At 73.1% G+C, this 16964-nt stretch carries 14 protein-coding genes, 1 tRNA gene and 2 pseudogenes; 14 read left to right on the top strand and 3 right to left on the bottom strand.

Annotated features, from left to right (window positions below):
* Positions 1-163: 163 nt before the first annotated feature.
* The 7 genes and pseudogenes from glpR to ACF09K_RS15170 form a co-directional block, all read left to right on the top strand.
* Positions 164-1441: a gephyrin-like molybdotransferase receptor GlpR gene (gene glpR / locus ACF09K_RS15140; protein WP_392243670.1), complete on the top strand. Its 1278-nt coding sequence runs from the start codon at positions 164-166 to the stop codon at positions 1439-1441.
* 114 nt (positions 1442-1555) lie between these two features.
* Positions 1556-1629, top strand: a tRNA-Ala gene (locus tag ACF09K_RS15145).
* Positions 1630-1974: 345 nt separating this feature from the next.
* Positions 1975-2400: pseudogene (locus tag ACF09K_RS15150) on the top strand (LuxR C-terminal-related transcriptional regulator); the annotation flags it as partial.
* Positions 2401-2609: 209 nt separating this feature from the next.
* Entirely contained in the window at positions 2610-3743 is a 1134-nt protein-coding gene (locus ACF09K_RS15155) for a hypothetical protein (RefSeq protein WP_392243672.1), read from the top strand.
* 44 nt (positions 3744-3787) lie between these two features.
* On the top strand, positions 3788-4612 hold the full coding sequence (locus tag ACF09K_RS15160; protein WP_392243674.1) for a hypothetical protein: 825 nt from the start codon (positions 3788-3790) through the stop codon (positions 4610-4612).
* Between the two features lie 13 nt (positions 4613-4625).
* Positions 4626-5081 (top strand): type II toxin-antitoxin system VapC family toxin, encoded by a 456-nt coding sequence (locus ACF09K_RS15165; RefSeq protein ID WP_392243675.1) that lies wholly within the window; start codon positions 4626-4628, stop codon positions 5079-5081.
* Positions 5082-5256: 175 nt separating this feature from the next.
* Positions 5257-5529 (top strand): annotated as a pseudogene (locus ACF09K_RS15170) (response regulator transcription factor); the annotation flags it as partial.
* Here the strand turns inward: ACF09K_RS15170 and ACF09K_RS15175 are convergent.
* Positions 5519-6001 carry a GNAT family N-acetyltransferase gene (locus ACF09K_RS15175; RefSeq protein ID WP_392243676.1) on the bottom strand — a complete coding sequence of 161 codons (483 nt, stop codon included), beginning with the start codon at positions 5999-6001 and terminating at the stop codon, positions 5519-5521. The pseudogene ACF09K_RS15170 and the gene ACF09K_RS15175 sit on opposite strands and share 11 nt — an antisense overlap.
* Positions 6002-6081: 80 nt before the next feature.
* Here ACF09K_RS15175 and ACF09K_RS15180 point away from each other — a divergent pair, with 80 nt between their 5' ends.
* Complete coding sequence (locus ACF09K_RS15180; RefSeq protein ID WP_392243678.1) at positions 6082-6885, top strand: exodeoxyribonuclease III; 804 nt, start codon at positions 6082-6084, stop codon at positions 6883-6885.
* Positions 6886-6925: 40 nt separating this feature from the next.
* Here ACF09K_RS15180 and ACF09K_RS15185 read toward each other — a convergent pair whose 3' ends face one another.
* On the bottom strand, positions 6926-7576 hold the full coding sequence (locus ACF09K_RS15185; RefSeq protein WP_392243679.1) for a MerR family transcriptional regulator: 651 nt from the start codon (positions 7574-7576) through the stop codon (positions 6926-6928).
* A gap of 202 nt (positions 7577-7778) precedes the next feature.
* On the opposite strand from ACF09K_RS15185, the gene ACF09K_RS15190 reads away from it, so the two are divergent.
* The 4 genes from ACF09K_RS15190 (at position 7779) to ACF09K_RS15205 (ending at position 11441) form a co-directional block, all read left to right on the top strand.
* Entirely contained in the window at positions 7779-9326 is a 1548-nt protein-coding gene (locus tag ACF09K_RS15190; RefSeq protein ID WP_392243680.1) for a flavin-containing monooxygenase, read from the top strand.
* Positions 9323-10252 carry an alpha/beta fold hydrolase gene (locus tag ACF09K_RS15195; RefSeq protein ID WP_392243681.1) on the top strand — a complete coding sequence of 310 codons (930 nt, stop codon included), beginning with the start codon at positions 9323-9325 and terminating at the stop codon, positions 10250-10252. The genes ACF09K_RS15190 and ACF09K_RS15195 overlap by 4 nt, the downstream gene beginning before the upstream one ends.
* A complete protein-coding gene (locus ACF09K_RS15200; protein WP_392243683.1) occupies positions 10249-11133 on the top strand; it encodes an SDR family oxidoreductase in 885 nt (294 codons plus the stop codon). Before ACF09K_RS15195 ends, ACF09K_RS15200 begins: the two co-directional genes overlap by 4 nt.
* A gap of 89 nt (positions 11134-11222) precedes the next feature.
* On the top strand, positions 11223-11441 hold the full coding sequence (locus ACF09K_RS15205; protein ID WP_392243684.1) for a hypothetical protein: 219 nt from the start codon (positions 11223-11225) through the stop codon (positions 11439-11441).
* Positions 11442-11657: 216 nt separating this feature from the next.
* Here the strand turns inward: ACF09K_RS15205 and ACF09K_RS15210 are convergent, their stop codons facing one another.
* The gene (locus tag ACF09K_RS15210; protein ID WP_392243685.1) at positions 11658-15095 is read right to left on the bottom strand and encodes a S41 family peptidase; all 3438 of its coding nucleotides are present in this window, start codon (positions 15093-15095) and stop codon (positions 11658-11660) included.
* A gap of 154 nt (positions 15096-15249) precedes the next feature.
* Here ACF09K_RS15210 and ACF09K_RS15215 point away from each other — a divergent pair, with 154 nt between their 5' ends.
* Complete coding sequence (locus ACF09K_RS15215; protein ID WP_392243687.1) at positions 15250-15852, top strand: TetR/AcrR family transcriptional regulator; 603 nt, start codon at positions 15250-15252, stop codon at positions 15850-15852.
* 476 nt (positions 15853-16328) lie between these two features.
* Positions 16329-16889: a lamin tail domain-containing protein gene (locus ACF09K_RS15220; RefSeq protein WP_392243688.1), complete on the top strand. Its 561-nt coding sequence runs from the start codon at positions 16329-16331 to the stop codon at positions 16887-16889.
* The last annotated feature ends 75 nt before the right edge of the window (positions 16890-16964 follow it).

Genomic DNA, 16964 nt, shown 5'->3' on the forward strand with positions numbered 1-16964 from the left:
TCGAAAATGATCGTCCGGTGACCGTCCGGAGCGTGGAATTCACCGCTCCGGCGGTCCGCTGATCGGATCGGTCGCAAAAAAAGCTCGAAATATCAGCCAGATCGTGCGACACACCGGCGCAATTGGCGGATGGCCTCACGTAAACCCCTCTACCGTGTGAGGGGTGAGCAGCAGCGGCCTGATCTACGCAGTCATCGTCGGGGCCTGGGCCGCCTACTTGGTGCCGATGTGGCTCCGTAGGCAGGACGAGCTGAACGAGGCCCGTCCGACCGAGCGCTTCAGCACCGCCATCCGGCTTCTGTCCGGACGGGCGGGCATGGAGCGCCGGTACGCCAAGGACCTGCGGGCGCGCTCCGCCGACGAGGGGGAGTTCGACGCCGACGCACCGGACGTCCCCACCGAATCGGTGGACGTCCGGGCCTTCGCCGTGCCTCCGGACCGCCCCCGGGCGACGGCGACGGTCCAGGAGCACGAGTCGGCCCGCTCGGAGTCGGCCCGCTCGGAGTCGGTCCGCGAGCAGGCCGCCGGGCCCGCGCAGGAATCCGGCACCGCGCCGGCGCATCCGCGCGTGCCCGGGACACGGCGCGCGCCCTCCGCGCCGGCGGCCCCCGCCGCCGGATCCGCGCAGGCGCAGGCGGCCGCCGCGCGCGCCCAGCGCTCGAAGGTCCTCGCGCGCCGCAGGCGCACCACCGTCGTCCTCTTCCTCGCCTTCACCCTCGGCGCGATCGTCGCCGCCGTCGGCGGACTGACGTTCCTGTGGGCGCCCGGCGTGCCCGCCGTCCTGCTCAGCGGATACATCGCCCACCTGCGCTCCCAGGAGCGCCGCCGGTTCGCCTACCAGATGGACCGCAGGCAGGCCGAGGCCGCCGCCCAGCGGCTGCGTGAGCGGCAGCCGCGCCGACGGGCGTCCGCCCCGGCCGCGCACGCCTCCGCCGACCCCGGTCTCGACGCCGGCGCAGAGGAGCCGCACGCGGGTCCCGAGGCCGGGACCGACCCGGGCCTGGTGGCGCTCGCCGCGGACCGCAGGGCGCTCGTCGAGCAGACCGACCACGCCGAGTGGGTCGACCAGCAGCGCGAACGCCAGCGGCGGCCGGACCACGGAGACAGCTGGGACCCCGTACCGGTGCCGCTGCCGACGTACGTGACCGCGCCGGTCGCGCCGCGGGCCACCTCCGACGTGGACCTCGGGGCGCCGGACACCTGGAGCTCGGCCCGGTCCAGCGCCGTAGCGCCCGAGCACGAGGCGGCCGGCGAGACGCCCGACCGGGACGCCGCGGACGGCGCCGAGGACGTGCCGGACGGGGACGCGGGACCGGCGGAGGACGGCGAGCGCAGCGACGCGCGCCGCGCCGCGTCGGCCCGGCGCTCGCGCGAGCGGGGCCGCACGCCGCTGTTCGACCAGTACGAGGACGGCGAGCGGCCGCGGGCCGCCAACGAGTGAGCGGCGACGGGTGTCCGGCGACGCGCGGACGACGCCGGATACGCGGTGGTCGGAGGCCCGGGGAACGGATTTCCAAGCACCCCGACGGGGATGCTAGAGTTTCACTCGTTGCAAGGGCCTGTGGCGCAGTCCGGTAGCGCACCTCGTTCGCATCGAGGGGGTCTGGGGTTCAAATCCCCACAGGTCCACGCATCATGGAGGCCCGTTCCTGATATCAGGAACGGGCCTCCTGTCATGTGCCGGTGTGACACGAAGCCCCTGCCGCTGTCCCTGTCACCGCGTCGGCCGGGACCCGCACCCGGTGGATCCCCACCGACCCGGCGACCCGGCGGGACCTCGCCCGGATGCCGGTCGGCCCGGTGGTCGGGATCGTCCTGGCCCTGCTGCCGCTCACCCTGACCGCGTTCGGCGTCCTCGGCCTCCTGATGCCCGTGCCGTGGGGCGGCATCAGCGGCGACGGCGGCGACAGCCGGTGCCGGTTCGTCAAGGTGACTGACCGTCAGAGAGCGCTGCGAGCGCTCGGGTCGGGCATCCCGGGCCTGCCGGCGCTCGTCCTCTCCCCGTACGTCGAGCGGCTCTACGCGCGTGAGCCGCTCGCCGACGGCAGCGGCGGCATCGGCTGCCTCCTCAAGGACCGCGTCTTCGGCCCCGACCAGTTCGTGGAGTCCGTCCGCCGGGCCGCCGCCGACGGTACCGCCATGGACCCCGACGTCGTCGCCAAGCTGTTCGCCAAGGACGGCAACGGCCCCACCGGCTCCCTCGTCCGCCTCACCCCGCGCGAGCGGGAGGTGCTGGCGCTGATGGCCGAGGGCCGCTCCAACGCCTTGATCACCCAGTCCCTGGTGATCACCGAGCGGTCGGTCGTCAAACACACCTCGAACATCTTCGCCAAACTCGACCTGCCGGTCCCCGAAGACGCCAACCGGCGGGTCCTGGCGGTCCTGGCGTTCCTCGAACGACCCGCGGTCGAGGTGAGGAGTCGCCCCGCTCAACGGGCTTCCGAACAGACGAATCACATTCGTCTGAGTGTGTGCGCTCGCGAAACCTTTCTTCACGCAACGCGTCCGTGCGCGCACTTTCCGTGCGATACCGTCAGCGCGAATACGGCCCCCGCGACGGCTGCAACCGTCCGCGAGGGCCTGAACCACCAGTGGACAGGACCTCCACCGTGATTTACCGGCACCATATCGCGCCCCCGCGCGCCTTCACCCAGTTCTCCCACGACCTCATCCGGCACCCCCGGCTGTCGTCGGACGCCGTTCGACTCCTGACCTGGCAGCTCTCCCTCCCGGAGGGAGCACGCGACTCGCTCTCGCGCACCGCCGAACGCGCCCGTATCAGAGCAACCGCCTTCACCCGCGCCAAGCGCCAGCTGAAAGACGAAGGCTTCGTCCACGAGCGCCGCGTCCAGGGTCCAGGCGGTCACTGGGTCACCCAACAGCTCGTCTCCAACGTGCCGCTGAACTCGGCCGAGGCCGCCAAACTCCTCGCCCGCACGCCCGTGGGACCCGGTGGGGACATCATCGGCGAGCGCGTATCGCCGCAGGTCGCGCCGAGTCGCCGCCATCCGGCGGTCGGTGAGCCGACTGCCCCGCTCTCCGACGGTCATCCAGACGCGGACACCCGTAGGGACACCTCCCACCGACCCCCCGAACCCCCCGAGCGGACGGCTCCGGTGGCGGCCGAGCCCGCCCCACCGGCCCGACCGGTGGCCGGGACGGAGCGGTTCCTCGGAGAGGCCCACGCCCTCGCCTCCGGCTACCGTGACCTCGATCCGGCCCTGCGCGGCATCCCCCGCGCCATGGACGCCGAGCTGACGGACCTCACGGCCCGCTGGCTGGAGGCCGGCCACCCGCCCACCGCCATTCGCGCGTACATCCTCCGCGGCCTCCCCGACGACGACACCGCCGTCCGCCGCCCCGGCGGTCTGTTGCGCCACCTGCTCCGCGAGGTTCCCCCCGCGCCCGTCCCCACGCCCCCGGTGAGTACCGCGGACGCACTCCCGTCCGCACCACCCGCACCGCCCACCGGCCCCCGCCTCTCCGACCGCCTGACCGGCACCCGGGAGTGCGAGGGCCGTCACATCCAGACGCGGCTCTTCCGGCCGACCGACGAGGAGACCCTGTGCCCGGAATGCGCCACCCACCCCGCCCCGCCGGCGCTCCCGGTCTCCGACGGACCGACGGACCAGGCATCGGAGACCGGTGCCCCGGCCGATGTCCGTGCTTCCCGTCAGCGCTTCTTCCGGGTGACAGCTTCGGGAGAAGGGGACCGGCACGGTGGCAGGCTTCGCGTACCGTGACGGCTCAGGCGCTTTACGGCATCGCCGACGCGAGGAGGTGCGGCATGAGGATCGAGCTCGCGCTGAAGCTACGGGGACCACACGCGGGCATGGACGCCCAGGACTCCCTACGGACCCTGCAGACCATGCTGTCCCTCCTGCGCGAACTCGAGGTCACGGAGACGGCGCGGCCGGGCGGAGAAGGCACCCGCTGGGCCTTCCACGAGCTTCGGCTCGGCAGCGTCGCCTGTGTTCTCGAACCTCTGCGCATCGCCGAGCACTCCACCTACGACGTGGTGGAGCGTGTGGTCCGTACCGCGGTGTCGGGGCTGCACGAGGCCGAGTCCAGTGCGCGGATCCCCACCGGCTGGACCTTCCGTGCGGCGAACCTCGGGCGGCGCGTCGCCCGGTCCCTGGGAGCGTCCCCGGACGTGGGAATGTCCGTCGAGGTCAGAGCGGACGGCGTGGCGCTTCGTTCGGCAGAGGTCACGCAACGGGCCGCCCTGCACCTGGATGCCGCCACGAAGGCCCGCTTCCGTACGTTCGGCTCCCGGCGTGGACGGCTGAGTGGACTGGAGGAGGACAAGCAGCACCATCGTCCCCGGGCCTTGCTGCGTACCGAAGTCGGCGGAGAGGTGATCCCGGTGTACTTCGGTGACGACCTCGACCCCGAGCTCCGGAGGGCCTGGCGGCGTGACCGCGTGGAGGTGACGGGCGAGATCACGGAGAACGCGCAGGGGCAGAGCGTCCGGATGCGGGCGGCCGAGATCGAGCTTCTGCCCACGGAGCCGCTGCTGTCGGACGAGGACCTGCGAGCCGGCTTCTGGCCGGACATGACGGGTGGCCGGGACGCGGTGGACTACGTGGAGGCACTACGTGGGGAGAAGTGACCGCCCTGAGTCCGTGTACCTGGACAGCAACTGCTTCATCGACTGGGCCCAGGGGACGGGAAGCGCACGTGAGGCCGAAAGCATGCTGCGGGCTGCGAAGGCCGGGCACGTGCGGCTCCACACCTCGACGCTCACCTTCGCGGAGGCCCGCGGAACCAGTGTCAGCGACCACCGGCTCCGCATCCGTGCGTTGCTGCAGGAGCCCTACGTCATCCTCGTGGAAGTGACCCGGCGCGTCGGTCTGCTGGCGAACGACATCACCGCCGAGCGTCCGAAGATCAAAGGCGCTGACGCGATTCATCTGGCGTCGGCGTGTTTCGTCGGCGTCGATGTCCTCGTGACACGCAACTTCCGTGATTTCAAGCCGGATGACGTGTACAGGGGAGTGCTCATGCGCATGCCCTTCGAGTTCGGAGGCGAGGGGCTGTTCGCCGCGTCGGATGTCGGCCGACGGGGCGGAAGCGGGTGAGTCAGCCCTGCTCCGCAGTCCATCGGTCGGCGGACCTCGGTACCGTCACCTGGCGGAACCGGACCGGGCAGCCGCGAGGCGTGCACCGCGTCCTGCCCGGACGGGCCTGCTCCCGTGTCGTCGTAGCGCCGGGTCGCATGGCTCCGCCTCCTCGGCGGCGCGGCGGGCGGGCCGTTGCGCCTCGGGCGGCACGGTCGTCGACCCCGAGGTCGTACGGCAGTTGCTGCGCCGCCGCCGCGACCCGCTGGGCCGGCTCACCCCGCGCGAACGGGAGGTCCTGGCACTGGTCGCGGAGGGCAGGTCGAACGGTGCGATCGCGCGGGCCCTGGTGGTCTCCGAGGCCGCCGTGGGCAAGCACATCGGCGGCATCCTCACCAAGCTGGACCTGCCCCCGGCGGACGACACCCACCGCCGGGTGCTGGCGGTCCTGGCCTACCTCAGGAGCTGAGCGGCTTCGCGTAGCAGAGGCTGGCCTCGTGGAAGCGGTAGTAGCCGAACTTCGCGCACGGCTCGTAGCCGCTGGAGGTGTACAGCGCGATGGCCTCCGGCTGCTGGGTGCCGGTCTCCAGCACCATGCGCAGCCGGCCGGCCGCGCGGGCGTCCTCCTCCAGCTCGGCGAGGATCCGGCGGGCCAGCCCGAGCCCCCGCGCCTGCCTGACCACGAACATCCGCTTCAGCTCGGCGTCCCCGTCCCGGTTGCCCTCGCCGTTCTCGTCCTGGCTGCGCCAGCCGCCCGTGGCGACCGGACGGTCCAGCTCGTCGTAGGCGATGAGGTACACGCCGCGCGGCGGGTCGAAGTCGGCGGGTGCCAGGACCGTGGCGTCACCGCCGTCGCCGTAGCGCTCGTGGTACTCGGCCTGGACCTCGTCGTTGAGCTTGACGGCGTCCGGGTGGTCGAAAGCGACACGGCGTATATTCATGCTGCTCAAGGTACATCCATGCATCAGTAGTCGGTGGGCGGGGAAACGGACCTCGTCCAGTGTGCCGGTATCGTGCCGGGGTGCTGACCGTGACCTCCGTGAACGTGAATGGGCTGCGGGCCGCCGCGAAGAAGGGTTTCGTGGAGTGGCTCGCCGACACCCCCGCCGACGTGCTGTGCCTCCAGGAGGTGCGCGCCGAACCGCAGCAGCTGCCGGAGGCGGTCCGCGCCCCCGAGGGCTGGCACGTCACCCACGCGCCCGCCGCCGCCAAGGGCCGCGCGGGCGTCTCCCTCTGCACCCGCCGCGAACCGGACGCCGTCCGCGTCGGCTTCGGCTCCACCGAGTTCGACGCGTCGGGCCGCTACGTCGAGGCCGACCTGCCGGGTGTGACGGTCGCCTCCCTCTACCTCCCGTCCGGTGAGGTCGGCACCGACCGCCAGGACGAGAAGGTCCGCTTCCTGGACGAGTTCCTGCCCTACCTCAAGGACCTGCGCGAACGCGCCGCCGCCGACGGCCGCGAGGTCCTGGTCTGCGGCGACTGGAACATCGCCCACCGGCAGGCGGACCTGAAGAACTGGCGCGCCAACCAGAAGTCCTCCGGCTTCCTCCCGGAGGAGCGCGACTGGCTGACCCGCGTCCTCGACCCGGCGGACGGCGGCTACGTGGACGTGGTCCGCGCCCTGCACCCGGACGTGACGGGCCCGTACACCTGGTGGTCGTACCGGGGGCGGGCCTTCGACACCGACGCGGGATGGCGGATCGACCTTCAGGTGGCGACCCCCGGTCTCGCGGGAAGGGCCGTGAAGGGCCTGGTGGAGCGGGCGGCCACGCACGGCGAGCGCTGGTCGGACCACGCGCCGGTGACGGTGGTCTACGACCTCTGAGTGCGCGGACGGCGGCTCGCGTGAGCGTGCGGACGGCGGCTCACGGCCCGTCCGCCCGCCGCAGCCGCCGGTCCAGCGCCAGCGAGAGCTCCGCCTCGACCACGCTGCGCGCCAGCGGGCGCAGGCGGGGCAGGGACCGTTCGTCCGCGTGGCGGAGGATCAGGTCGGCGAAGAGTTCCGCGAGGGCGTCTGCGTGGACGCGGACGCGGGCGCCGGCGGCGAGGACCTCCGCGAGGGGGATGCCCTCGCGGACCAGGGCGGCGGAGACGTCCAGCAGCCGGCGGCTGATGTGGACGATCTCGTCGCCGTCGGTGCCCAGGTAGCCGAGGTCGAGGGCGGTGGCGAGGTTCTCCGGGGTGACCTGGCCCTCGAAACGGGCGGCGAGTTCCTCGGGGGTGAGGCGGACCGGTTCCTCCTCGCTGGGGCCGCCGACGCCGATCAGGTCGGCGACGTCGCGGCCGTGGTCGAGGGCGTCGGCGAGTTCGGCGATGCCGGTCAGGGTGTGGCCGCGTTCCAGCAGGGCCGCGATGGTGCGCAGGCGGGCCAGGTGGTGGTCGTCGTACCAGGCGATGCGGCCCTCGCGCCGGGGTGGCGGGAGCAGTTTGCGTTCGCGGTAGAAGCGCAGGGTGCGCACCGTGATGCCGGCCTCCCCGGCCAGCTCCTCCGTCCTGTACTCCCGCTTGTCCGTCACCCGGGAAGCCTATGTCGTACCGCCGGTAACTTGCCTCCTCCGACCCCTACCCATCGGTACGGAGCTGCTCTACGCTCCGATTGCGCCAGTGTTCACTGGCGGAGTCACGCAGTCGCAGAGTCGCAGAGTCGCAGAGCCACGGAGTCGCAGAGTGGCGGATGCACGGAGTTGTCGCAGTGTCGCGAGGCAGGGAGGCGTCGGGATGACCGAGCACGAACATGTGCGGGTGGCGGTGATCGGGTCCGGGTTCGGCGGACTGGGTGCCGCGGTGCGGCTGCGCAGGGAGGGGATCACCGACTTCGTCGTCCTGGAACGGGCGGGCAGTGTCGGCGGCACCTGGCGGGACAACAGCTACCCCGGGTGCGCCTGCGACGTGCCGTCCCACCTGTACTCCTTCTCCTTCGCGCCCAATCCCGACTGGCCGCGCACCTTCTCCGGCCAGGAACACATCCGCGCCTACCTGGAGCACGTCGCGGACGTCTTCCGGCTGCGCCCCCACATCCGCTTCGACGCCGAGGTCGAGCGGATGGCGTGGGACCCGGAGCGGCTGCGGTGGGACATCGAGACCGCCGGCGGGGGAAGGCTCTCGGCCGACGTCGTCGTCTCCGCGACCGGGCCGCTGTCCGACCCGAGGATCCCCGAGATCCCCGGCCTGGACTCCTTCCCCGGCAAGGTCTTCCACTCCGCCCGCTGGGACCACGACTACGACCTCACCGGCAAGCGCGTCGCCATGGTCGGCACGGGCGCCTCGGCCGTCCAGATCGTGCCCGCCATCCAGCCGAAGGTCGGCCGCCTCACCCTCTTCCAGCGCACCCCGCCGTGGGTGATGCCCCGCGTCGACCGGGCGATCAGCGGCATCGAACGCCGGCTGCACCGGCGGCTGCCGTTCACCACGCAGGCCCGCCGCGGGCTCCTGTGGGGCATCCGCGAACTCCAGGTGCAGGCCTTCACCAAGCACCCGGACCAGCTCGGCTTCGTCGAGCGGCTCGCCCGGCGGAACATGGCCCGCGCGGTCGAAGACCCGGCCCTGCGCGCCAAGCTCACCCCGGACTACCGCATCGGCTGCAAGCGGATCCTGCTGTCCAGCGAGTACTACCCGGCCCTCACCCGTCCCAACGTGGACGTGGTGGCGAGCGGGCTGCGCGAGATCCGCGGGAACACCCTCGTCGCCGCCGACGGCAGCGAGGCCGAGGTGGACGCGATCGTCTTCGGCACCGGTTTCCGCGTCACGGACATGCCGATCGCCGAGCGGGTCGTCGGCGCCGACGGGCGGACCCTCGCGGAGAGCTGGAAGGGCGGCATGGAGGCCCTGCGCGGCGCCAGCGCGGCCGGGTTCCCCAACTGGATGACGATCATCGGCCCCAACACCGGCCTCGGGAACTCCTCCATGATCCTCATGATCGAGTCCCAGCTGAACTACCTGGCGGACTACCTCCGCCAGCTCGACGTCCTGGGCGGCCGGGTCGCCCTCGACGCCCGCCCGAGCGCCGTGCACGCCTGGAACCGGCGGGTGCAGGACCGCATGACGCGCACGGTGTGGAACACCGGCGGCTGCACGAGCTGGTACCTCGACGCCAACGGCCGCAACACCACCATCTGGCCGGGCACCACGGGCGAGTTCCGCCGCGCGACCCGCCGGGTGGACCTCGCCGAGTACGAGATCCTGCGCGCCCCGGCCGCCCCGGAGGCGGCGGCCGCCCCGGCCGGCGGGGACGCGGACCGCGGCGAGCGCCCGGAGGTGACCGCGTGACGGCCCCCGCAGCCCCCGCAGCCTCCACGGCCCTCGGCCCCTACGCCCCGCCCGCCCCGGCCCGGGTCCTGGCCGCGCGCTCCGCCGACGGCACGGAACTGCACGTCGAGGTGCACGGCCCGGACTCCGCCCCGGCGGTCGTCCTCGCGCACGGCTGGACCTGCTCGACCGCGTTCTGGGCGGCGCAGATCCGCGCCCTGTCCGCCGACCACCGGGTGATCGCCTACGACCAGCGCGGTCACGGCCGTTCCCCGGCGAGCCCGGTGTGCAGCGTGGACATGCTCGCCGACGACCTCGAGGCCGTGCTCGGCGCGACCCTCGCCCCGGGAGAGAAGGCCGTGGTCGCCGGGCACTCCATGGGCGGCATGACCATCATGGCCGCCTCCGGCCGGCCCGCGTTCCGCGAGCACGCGGCGGCCGTCCTGCTGTGCAGCACGGGCAGTTCGCGGCTGGTCGCCGAGTCCACCGTCGTACCGCTGCGGCCCGGCCGGCTGCGGACCTGGCTGACCGGGCACGTCCTCGGCTCGCGCGCCCCGCTCGGCCCGGTCACGCCGCTCGCCCGCCGGATCCTCAAGTACGCCACGATGGGCCCCGGTTCGGCCCCGCACATGGTGGAGGCCTGCGCGCGGATCGTGCACGCCTGCCCGCGCCGGGTCCGGCACGCCTGGTCGAACGTCCTCGACCTGCTCGACCTCGACCACGCCGTACGGGAGTTGCGGGTACCGGCGGCGGTGATCGTCGGGTCGGCGGACCGGATGACCCCGCCGGTGCACGCCCGCCGGCTCGCCGAGGCGCTGCCGGTCTGCGCCGGCCTGACGGTGCTTCCCGGCCTCGGCCACATGACACCGGTGGAGGCGCCGGAGCTGGTCACCGGCGCGATCCGGGACCTCGTCACCACCCACACGGCCACGAAGGAGGGCGCATGAGCAAGATGAGCCTCGAAGGACAGGTCGCGGTCGTCACCGGCGCCGCACGGGGCGTCGGCGAGCTGCTCGCGCGCAAGCTCTCCGCGCGCGGGGCGAGCGTCGCGCTCGTCGGTCTGGAGCCCGACGAACTCAAGGCGGTCGCGCAGCGGCTGCACGGCGACGCCGACCACTGGCACGCCGACGTCACCGACCACGTGGCGATGGCCCGGGTCGCCCGGGAGGTGAAGGAGCGCTTCGGCAAGGTGGACATCGTGGTCGCCAACGCGGGCGTGGCCACCGGCGGGCCGTTCGCCGACTCCGACCCGGAGGCCTGGCGCCGGGTCATCGAGGTCAACCTCATCGGCTCGGCGGTCACCGCCCGCGCCTTCCTGCCGGTGCTGACGGAGAGCCGCGGCTACCTCCTGCAGATCGCCTCCCTCGCGGCGATCACCCCTGCCCCGATGATGACGGCGTACTGCGCCTCCAAGTCGGGCGTGGAGGCGTACGCGCACAGCCTGCGCGCCGAGGTCGGCCACAAGGGCGTGCGGGTGGGCGTCGGTTACCTGTCCTGGACCGACACCGACATGGTGCGCGGCGCCGACCAGGAGGACGTGATGAGGGAGTTGAGGCAGCGGCTGCCCTGGCCGTCGAACAAGACGTACCCGCTCGGACCGGCCGTGGACCGGATCGTCGCCGGGATCGAGCGGCGGTCCTCCCACGTCTACGGGCAGTGGTGGCTGCGCGGGATGCAGGGGATCCGCGGATATCTGCCGGGGATCATCGGGACGGTCGGGCAGCGGGAGATGCGGCGGTTCGAGCCCCGGCTGCGGGGCATGCGGACGGGCCTGGTCGGAGCGGGCGGCGCGGCCGACGAACAGGCCCGTGCTACGCAGCGTAGTTGATCGAAATGCGCGGAATGTCCCGCCGTGTGAATCTGGTCGAGGCCCCACCGAGGGCCATCCCCCTCACCCTCATCCGGGAGTGAACCCACATGGGTATGAAGGACAAGTTCCAGGACCAGGCCGAGCAGTGGCAGGACAAGGCCAAGCAGAAGATGGACGAGACGAAGGAACGGGCCACGGAGCGCGGCCGGCAGCGTGGTGAGCGCGAGCACGGGCGTGAGCACGGGCGCGGGCAGGACCCGCAGCGCACGGTCCGGGACGAGGAGGACCGCTACGACGCGGACTTCGACCCCGAGGCGATGCGGTAACGCTGCCGCTGGGCTCGAGCGCACAGGGGTGCCCTCCGTCAAGGGGGGCACCCCGCGTTTGCCGTCCACCGGGGGCGCGTCGTCGGGTGCGGGCCGGTGGGGGCCGGTCGCGCAGTTCCCCGCGCCCCCGAGCGAGCTGCAGTGCAGCCCACTTGAGGGGCGCGGGGCTGTACCGGCATGCGGCTCCGGCACCCGGCCGCGCCCGACGACGCACCCTCAACGCCCCCGCGGAGGCAGCCGGGGGCGGGACCGGTCGGGGACGTCGGCGAGGCTCGGCGGGGACGCCGGCGGGTTCGTCTCCAGCAGGGTCAGCGCCAGCGACACCGCGTCGTCGAGCTGTGCGTACCGCCCCTCCGCCCAGTCCAGCGGGGTCCGCAGCGCCTCCAGGTCGGGGGCGACCCCGCGGTTCTCCACGGACCACCCGTACGCGTCGAACCAGGCCGCGTTCATCGGCACGGTGATGACCGACCCGTCGCCGAGCCGGTGCCGCCCCGTCATGCCGACGACCCCGCCCCACGTCCGCTGCCCCACCACCGGCCCGAGTCCCAGCAGCTTGAACGCGGCCGTGATCATGTCGCCGTCGGAGGAGGTCGCCTCGTCGGCGAGGGCGACCACGGGGCCGCGGGGCGCGTCGGTGGCGTACGACACGGGCTGGGCGTCGCGGGTGAGGTCCCAGCCGAGGATGGTGCGGGTCAGCTTCTCCACCACGAGTTCGCTGATGTGCCCGCCCGCGTTGCCGCGGACGTCCACGATCAGCGCGGGCCGGGACACCTCCCTCCGCAGGTCGCGGTTGAACTGGGCCCAGCCGGAGCCGCCCATGTCGGGGATGTGCAGATAGCCGCACCGTCCGCCGCTCAACTCCCGTACCACCTCGCGCCGTTTGGCGACCCAGTCCTGGTAGCGCAGCGGCCGCTCGTCGACGAGGGGGACGACGGCGACCCGCCGGGTCCGTCCCCCCTCGCCCTCGGCGGGGGTGAACGTCAGCTCCACCGTCGTACCGCCCGCTCCCGCCAGCAGCGGGAAGGGGCCGGCGACCGGGTCCACCGGCCGCCCGTCGACATGGGTGAGCACCGCGCCCTCGCGGATGCCGGTCCCGGCCAGCGGCGAACGCGCCCTGGAGTCGGAGGAGTCACCGGGCAGGATCCGCTTGACCGTCCAACGCCCCTCCCGGCAGACGAGGTTGGCGCCGAGGAGCCCTTGCCGGCGCTGGTAGTGGGCGGGGCCCTCGTTGCGGCGGGCGGCGGTGACGTAGGCGTGGGAGGTGCCGAGTTCGCCGAGGACCTCCCGCAGCAGGTCGGCGAACTCGTCCGGGGAGGCGACCCGTTCGACCAGGGGCCGGTACTGGTCGAGGATCGCGTCCCAGTCGATGCCGCACATCCCCGGGTCCCAGAAGTAGGCGCGGATGAGGCGGCCCGCCTCCGCGTACGACTGCCGCCACTCGGCGCCCGGGTCGACCTCGTGGAGGATGCGGCGCAGGTCGATCCAGACCGTGGAGTCGAGGTCGCCGGACTCGGTGGCCGGCACCGCGCGCAGCTCGCCCTCGTCGACGACGACCAGCCGGCTGCCGTCGCCGCTGACCGCGAACCAGTCCAGGTGCTCGACGAGTTCGGACTTCTTCGCCTTGCCGAGGTGGAAGTGCTCCAGCGTCGGACGGCCGCTGGTGTCGTCGGGGTTGGCGAAGGTCTCGCCGAGCGCCCCGGAGATCGGCCAGCGCAGCCAGACCAGACCACCGCCCGCGACCGGGAACAGCGCCGAGTACTTGGAGGCGGGCACCGGGAACGGTGTCACCCGGCTCGCCAGCCCCTCGACCTCGACGCCCACCGTGCCGTCGCCGCCCTCGTCCTCGGCCGGGTCGAGCCCGCCGGCGGCCGGCCGCCCCTCCGGGGTGAGGGCGAAGGGGGACGGGGTCGCGGAGTTCAGCGGCACCAGGTAGGGGCGGCAGCCGAGCGGGAAGGACAGGTCGCCGGTGTGGACGTCGTACACCGGGTCGAAGCCGCGCCAGGAGAGGAAGGCGAGATAGCGGCCGTCGCGCGTGAAGACCGGGTTCTCGTCCTCGAAGCGTCCGTTCGTCACGTCGACGACCAGCGCGTCGCCGCGGCCGGGTGCCGGGAGCCGGGCCATCCTGATCTGCCGCAGCGACCGCCCGATCCCCGGGTGCGACCAGGTCAGCCAGGCCCCGTCGGGGGAGAACGCGAGGTCGCGCACGGGCCCGTTGACCGACCGGACCAACTCGACGACCTTGTCTTCGGGGCCGCCGGGGCCGCCGGGGCCGCCCGGCTCTTCGGAGCCGCCGGGGCCGGTCGATCCGCCGGAGCCGTCCGCCTTCCCGGCCTCCCCGGCCTCCCCGGCCCCCTCCGGTCCTCTGGTTTCTCCGGCCTCTTCCGTCTTCCAGACCTCCCCTCCCCCCGACGGACCCCCCGTCCCGCCCGCCGCCGGCGCCTCGTCGTCGGACGTCGTCACCAGCAGCAGGCGGCCGTCGTGCGAGGCGATCGCCAGCCGCTCGCCCGCCGGGTCGGCGACCATCTCCAGCACCCGGCCGAGGCCGCCGGAGGCCAGTCGCCGCGGCGCGCGGTCGCCGCTCGCGCGCGGCAGGTGGGCGATCTCGACGGCGTCCTCGCCCTCCGCGTCCGTCACGTAGGCGACCTGCCCGCCCGGGCCGAGCATCTCGGGGAGCCGGACCCGTGCGCCGGGCGGGTCGGTGATGGTCCGCGCGGGCCCGTCGCGGTGGGTCAGCCAGTACAGGCTGCCGCGCACGGCGACCGCGCTCGCCCGCCCGGTCTCGTCGACCGAGATCCCGTCCACGTGCTGTGCGGCCGGGATCGGGTAGCGCCGCCGTCCGGTCCGCGGCCCGCCGAGCCGGACGTCGATCCGGCGCGGCTCGGAGCCGGGGGACAGGTCGTCGACGATCCAGAGGTCCCCGGCGCACTGGTAGACCACGCGGGTGCCGTCGCAGGCGGCGTTGCGGGCGTAGAAGGCGTCGTGGTCGGTGTGCCGGCGCAGGTCGGAGCCGTCGTGGGCGCAGGAGTAGAGGTTGCCGACGCCCTCGTGGTCGGAGAGGAAGGCGACCCGGCCGCCGACGAGCATGGGGTCGGCGAGGTGGCCCCCCAGACCGGCGAGCAGCCGCCGCCCGTGCAGCCAGAGCCGGCCCGTGGCACCGCCCCGGTACCGCTTCCAGGAGGCCGGCTCGTGCGGCGGGGTGCCGGTGAGGAGCAGGGTGCGGCGTTCGCCGTCGAGGTCGGCGCTCTGGAGGTCGGAGACCGGGCCCCAGGGGAGTTTGCGGCCGGGGGAGCCGTCGGGGGAGACCTTGTAGGCCCAGGTGAAGTAGGAGAAGGGTTCGCCGTGGGAGCCGACGGCGAGGATCTCGCCGTCCGGCGTCCAGCCGCAGACGCGGGTGTCGGGGCTGCCCCAGTACGTCAGCCGCCGTCCGGGACCGCCGTCCACCGGGACCAGGTGGATCTCGGGCGCGAGGCTGCGCCAGCTCGTGTAGGCGACCTGGCCGCCGTCCGGCGAGAAGCGGGGGTGGCCGGCCTTGGTGCGGTCGGCGGTGAGCCGCCAGGCGCGGCCGGGTCCGTCGAGCGGGGCCAGCCAGAGGTCGTCCTCGGCCACGAAGCACAACTGGTCGCCGCTGAGGTGCGGCAGGCGCAAATAGGTCACGTTCCATGCTTTTCCGGCACCGGGGGCCGGGCAACTCATGGGTTCCCGGCAGGCGTGAGCCAGAACACGTACGAAACCGTTTCGTTTCGAAAAGGGGCAGGGTATCTTCTTGGTGTACGGGATGGGTCCGTGCCGGGATCGGAAGGTGAGGGGCATGACTGAGGTCGCAACGGCGCGTCGCAGTCGCATCACGCCCGAGCGCGAGGCCGAGCTGTACGCGGCCGTGCTCGACCTGCTCCGAGAGGTCGGCTACGACGCCCTGACCATGGACGCCGTCGCCGCCCGCACCCGGTCCAGCAAGGCCACGCTCTACCGCCAGTGGGGCGGCAAGGCCGACCTGGTCGTGAGGGCCATCAAGCACACCAAGCCGGACCACGGCGAGGGGATCGACACCGGCTCGCTCCGGGGCGATCTGCACGCGCTGATCCGGCTCGACGACGACTGCACCATCGAGCAGAACTCCGCGCTCATGCGGGGCGTCGCCATGGCGATGCACAACAACGCCGACCTGCGCCGGGCGTTCCGGGCGCAGCTCGTCGAACCCGAGCTGTCCGGGTTCCACCAAGTGATCCAGCGGGCCGTCGACCGCGGCGAGGTCCGTGCGGACTGTCCCGCGCTGGAGTTCCTGCTGCACATGATGGTCGGCGGCTTCGCCACCCGTGCCCTGCTCGACGACCAGCCGCCGACGCAGGCCTTCCTCACCTCGTACATCGACGCCGTGGTCCTCCCCGCCCTCGGCATCCCCGCCACCTCCTGACCGTTTCCGCGGTCCGCCCTTCCCGGCCGTTTCCGCGGTCGCCATCTCCCGACCGTCCTCGCGGTCGGCCCTTCCTGACGCCACCGCTCACGTCGTCGGGCCGATCACCCCTGCCTCCCCGCCGGGTCGGTCACCCCTGCCCCGGGGTCCGTACCGGATTCCGGCCCCTCCACCCCACGACCTGAAGAGAGGCCGGTGAGGGCCCCGTGAGGACGGGGAGCCCTCACCGGCCTTTTGTTCGCCCGACCCGTTGTGACCCACTTTCGGGTGATACCCGATGGCCGGAGGGGCCCGCGGGCCAGCTCCGGCAACGGTCCCGTGCCTTCAGGGCGTAGATGGACGGAGAAGGTTACTGTCACCGAAATATGGATGATTCGTAACGTGAGGCGTCAATCGTCCCCTTGCGGGACGTGTGGTGGTCAAGTGTGGGTTCTGCGGCCGATGTGGTCGCAACTCGCACAAAACTAGGAGACCTTGTGTCTGCTTCCGTTGTTTCCGCCCGCAGTCTCGCCGCCGCCGGCCTCGCGGCCGCCGCCGTGGTCGGTGCCGTGGCGCTGCCGGCGTCCGCCGCCGACCACAGGGACCGGCCGCGCGTGGAGATCAGCGCCGTCCAGTACGACGCGCCGGGCGGCCGTGACGACCGCTCCAACCGTTCCCTGAACAGGGAGTGGGTCGAGCTCACCAACACCACCCGCCACGCGGTCAACCTGGACGGATGGCGCCTGTCGAACCGGGACGGCCGCACCTACACCTTCGACCACTACCGCCTGGCCCCCCGCGCCACCGTCAGGATCCACACCGGCGAGGGCCGCGACACCCGCAGCGACCTGTTCCAGGACCGCCGCCGCGAGATGTGGGACAACCGCTCCGACACGGCCACCCTGCGCAACGACCGCAACCGCTTCGTCGACGCCGAGTCCTGGGGCGGCCGTCACGACCGCGACGACCGCTACCGCGGTGGCGACCGTCACCACGGCGGCGACCGCTACGACCGCCACCACGGCGGCGACCGTCACGACCGCGGCGACCGTCGCTGACACACCCTCACCGGCGGCGCGCCCGTCCCCTTCTTCCGGGGGCGGGCGCGCCGCCCTGACATGCGCCGGGTGCGG

It is taken from the genome of Streptomyces sp. NPDC014882 (assembly GCF_043081325.1).
Classification (GTDB): Bacteria; Actinomycetota; Actinomycetes; order Streptomycetales; family Streptomycetaceae; genus Streptomyces.

Coding starts and splice junctions, on each gene's coding strand:
- ACF09K_RS15160 (WP_392243674.1), top strand. CDS start 3,788: ATGAGGATCGAGCTCGCGCTGAAGCTACGGGGACCACACGCGGGCATG.
- ACF09K_RS15175 (WP_392243676.1), bottom strand. CDS start 6,001: ATGAATATACGCCGTGTCGCTTTCGACCACCCGGACGCCGTCAAGCTC.
- ACF09K_RS15190 (WP_392243680.1), top strand. CDS start 7,779: ATGACCGAGCACGAACATGTGCGGGTGGCGGTGATCGGGTCCGGGTTC.
- ACF09K_RS15200 (WP_392243683.1), top strand. CDS start 10,249: ATGAGCAAGATGAGCCTCGAAGGACAGGTCGCGGTCGTCACCGGCGCC.
- ACF09K_RS15205 (WP_392243684.1), top strand. CDS start 11,223: ATGGGTATGAAGGACAAGTTCCAGGACCAGGCCGAGCAGTGGCAGGAC.
- ACF09K_RS15215 (WP_392243687.1), top strand. CDS start 15,250: ATGACTGAGGTCGCAACGGCGCGTCGCAGTCGCATCACGCCCGAGCGC.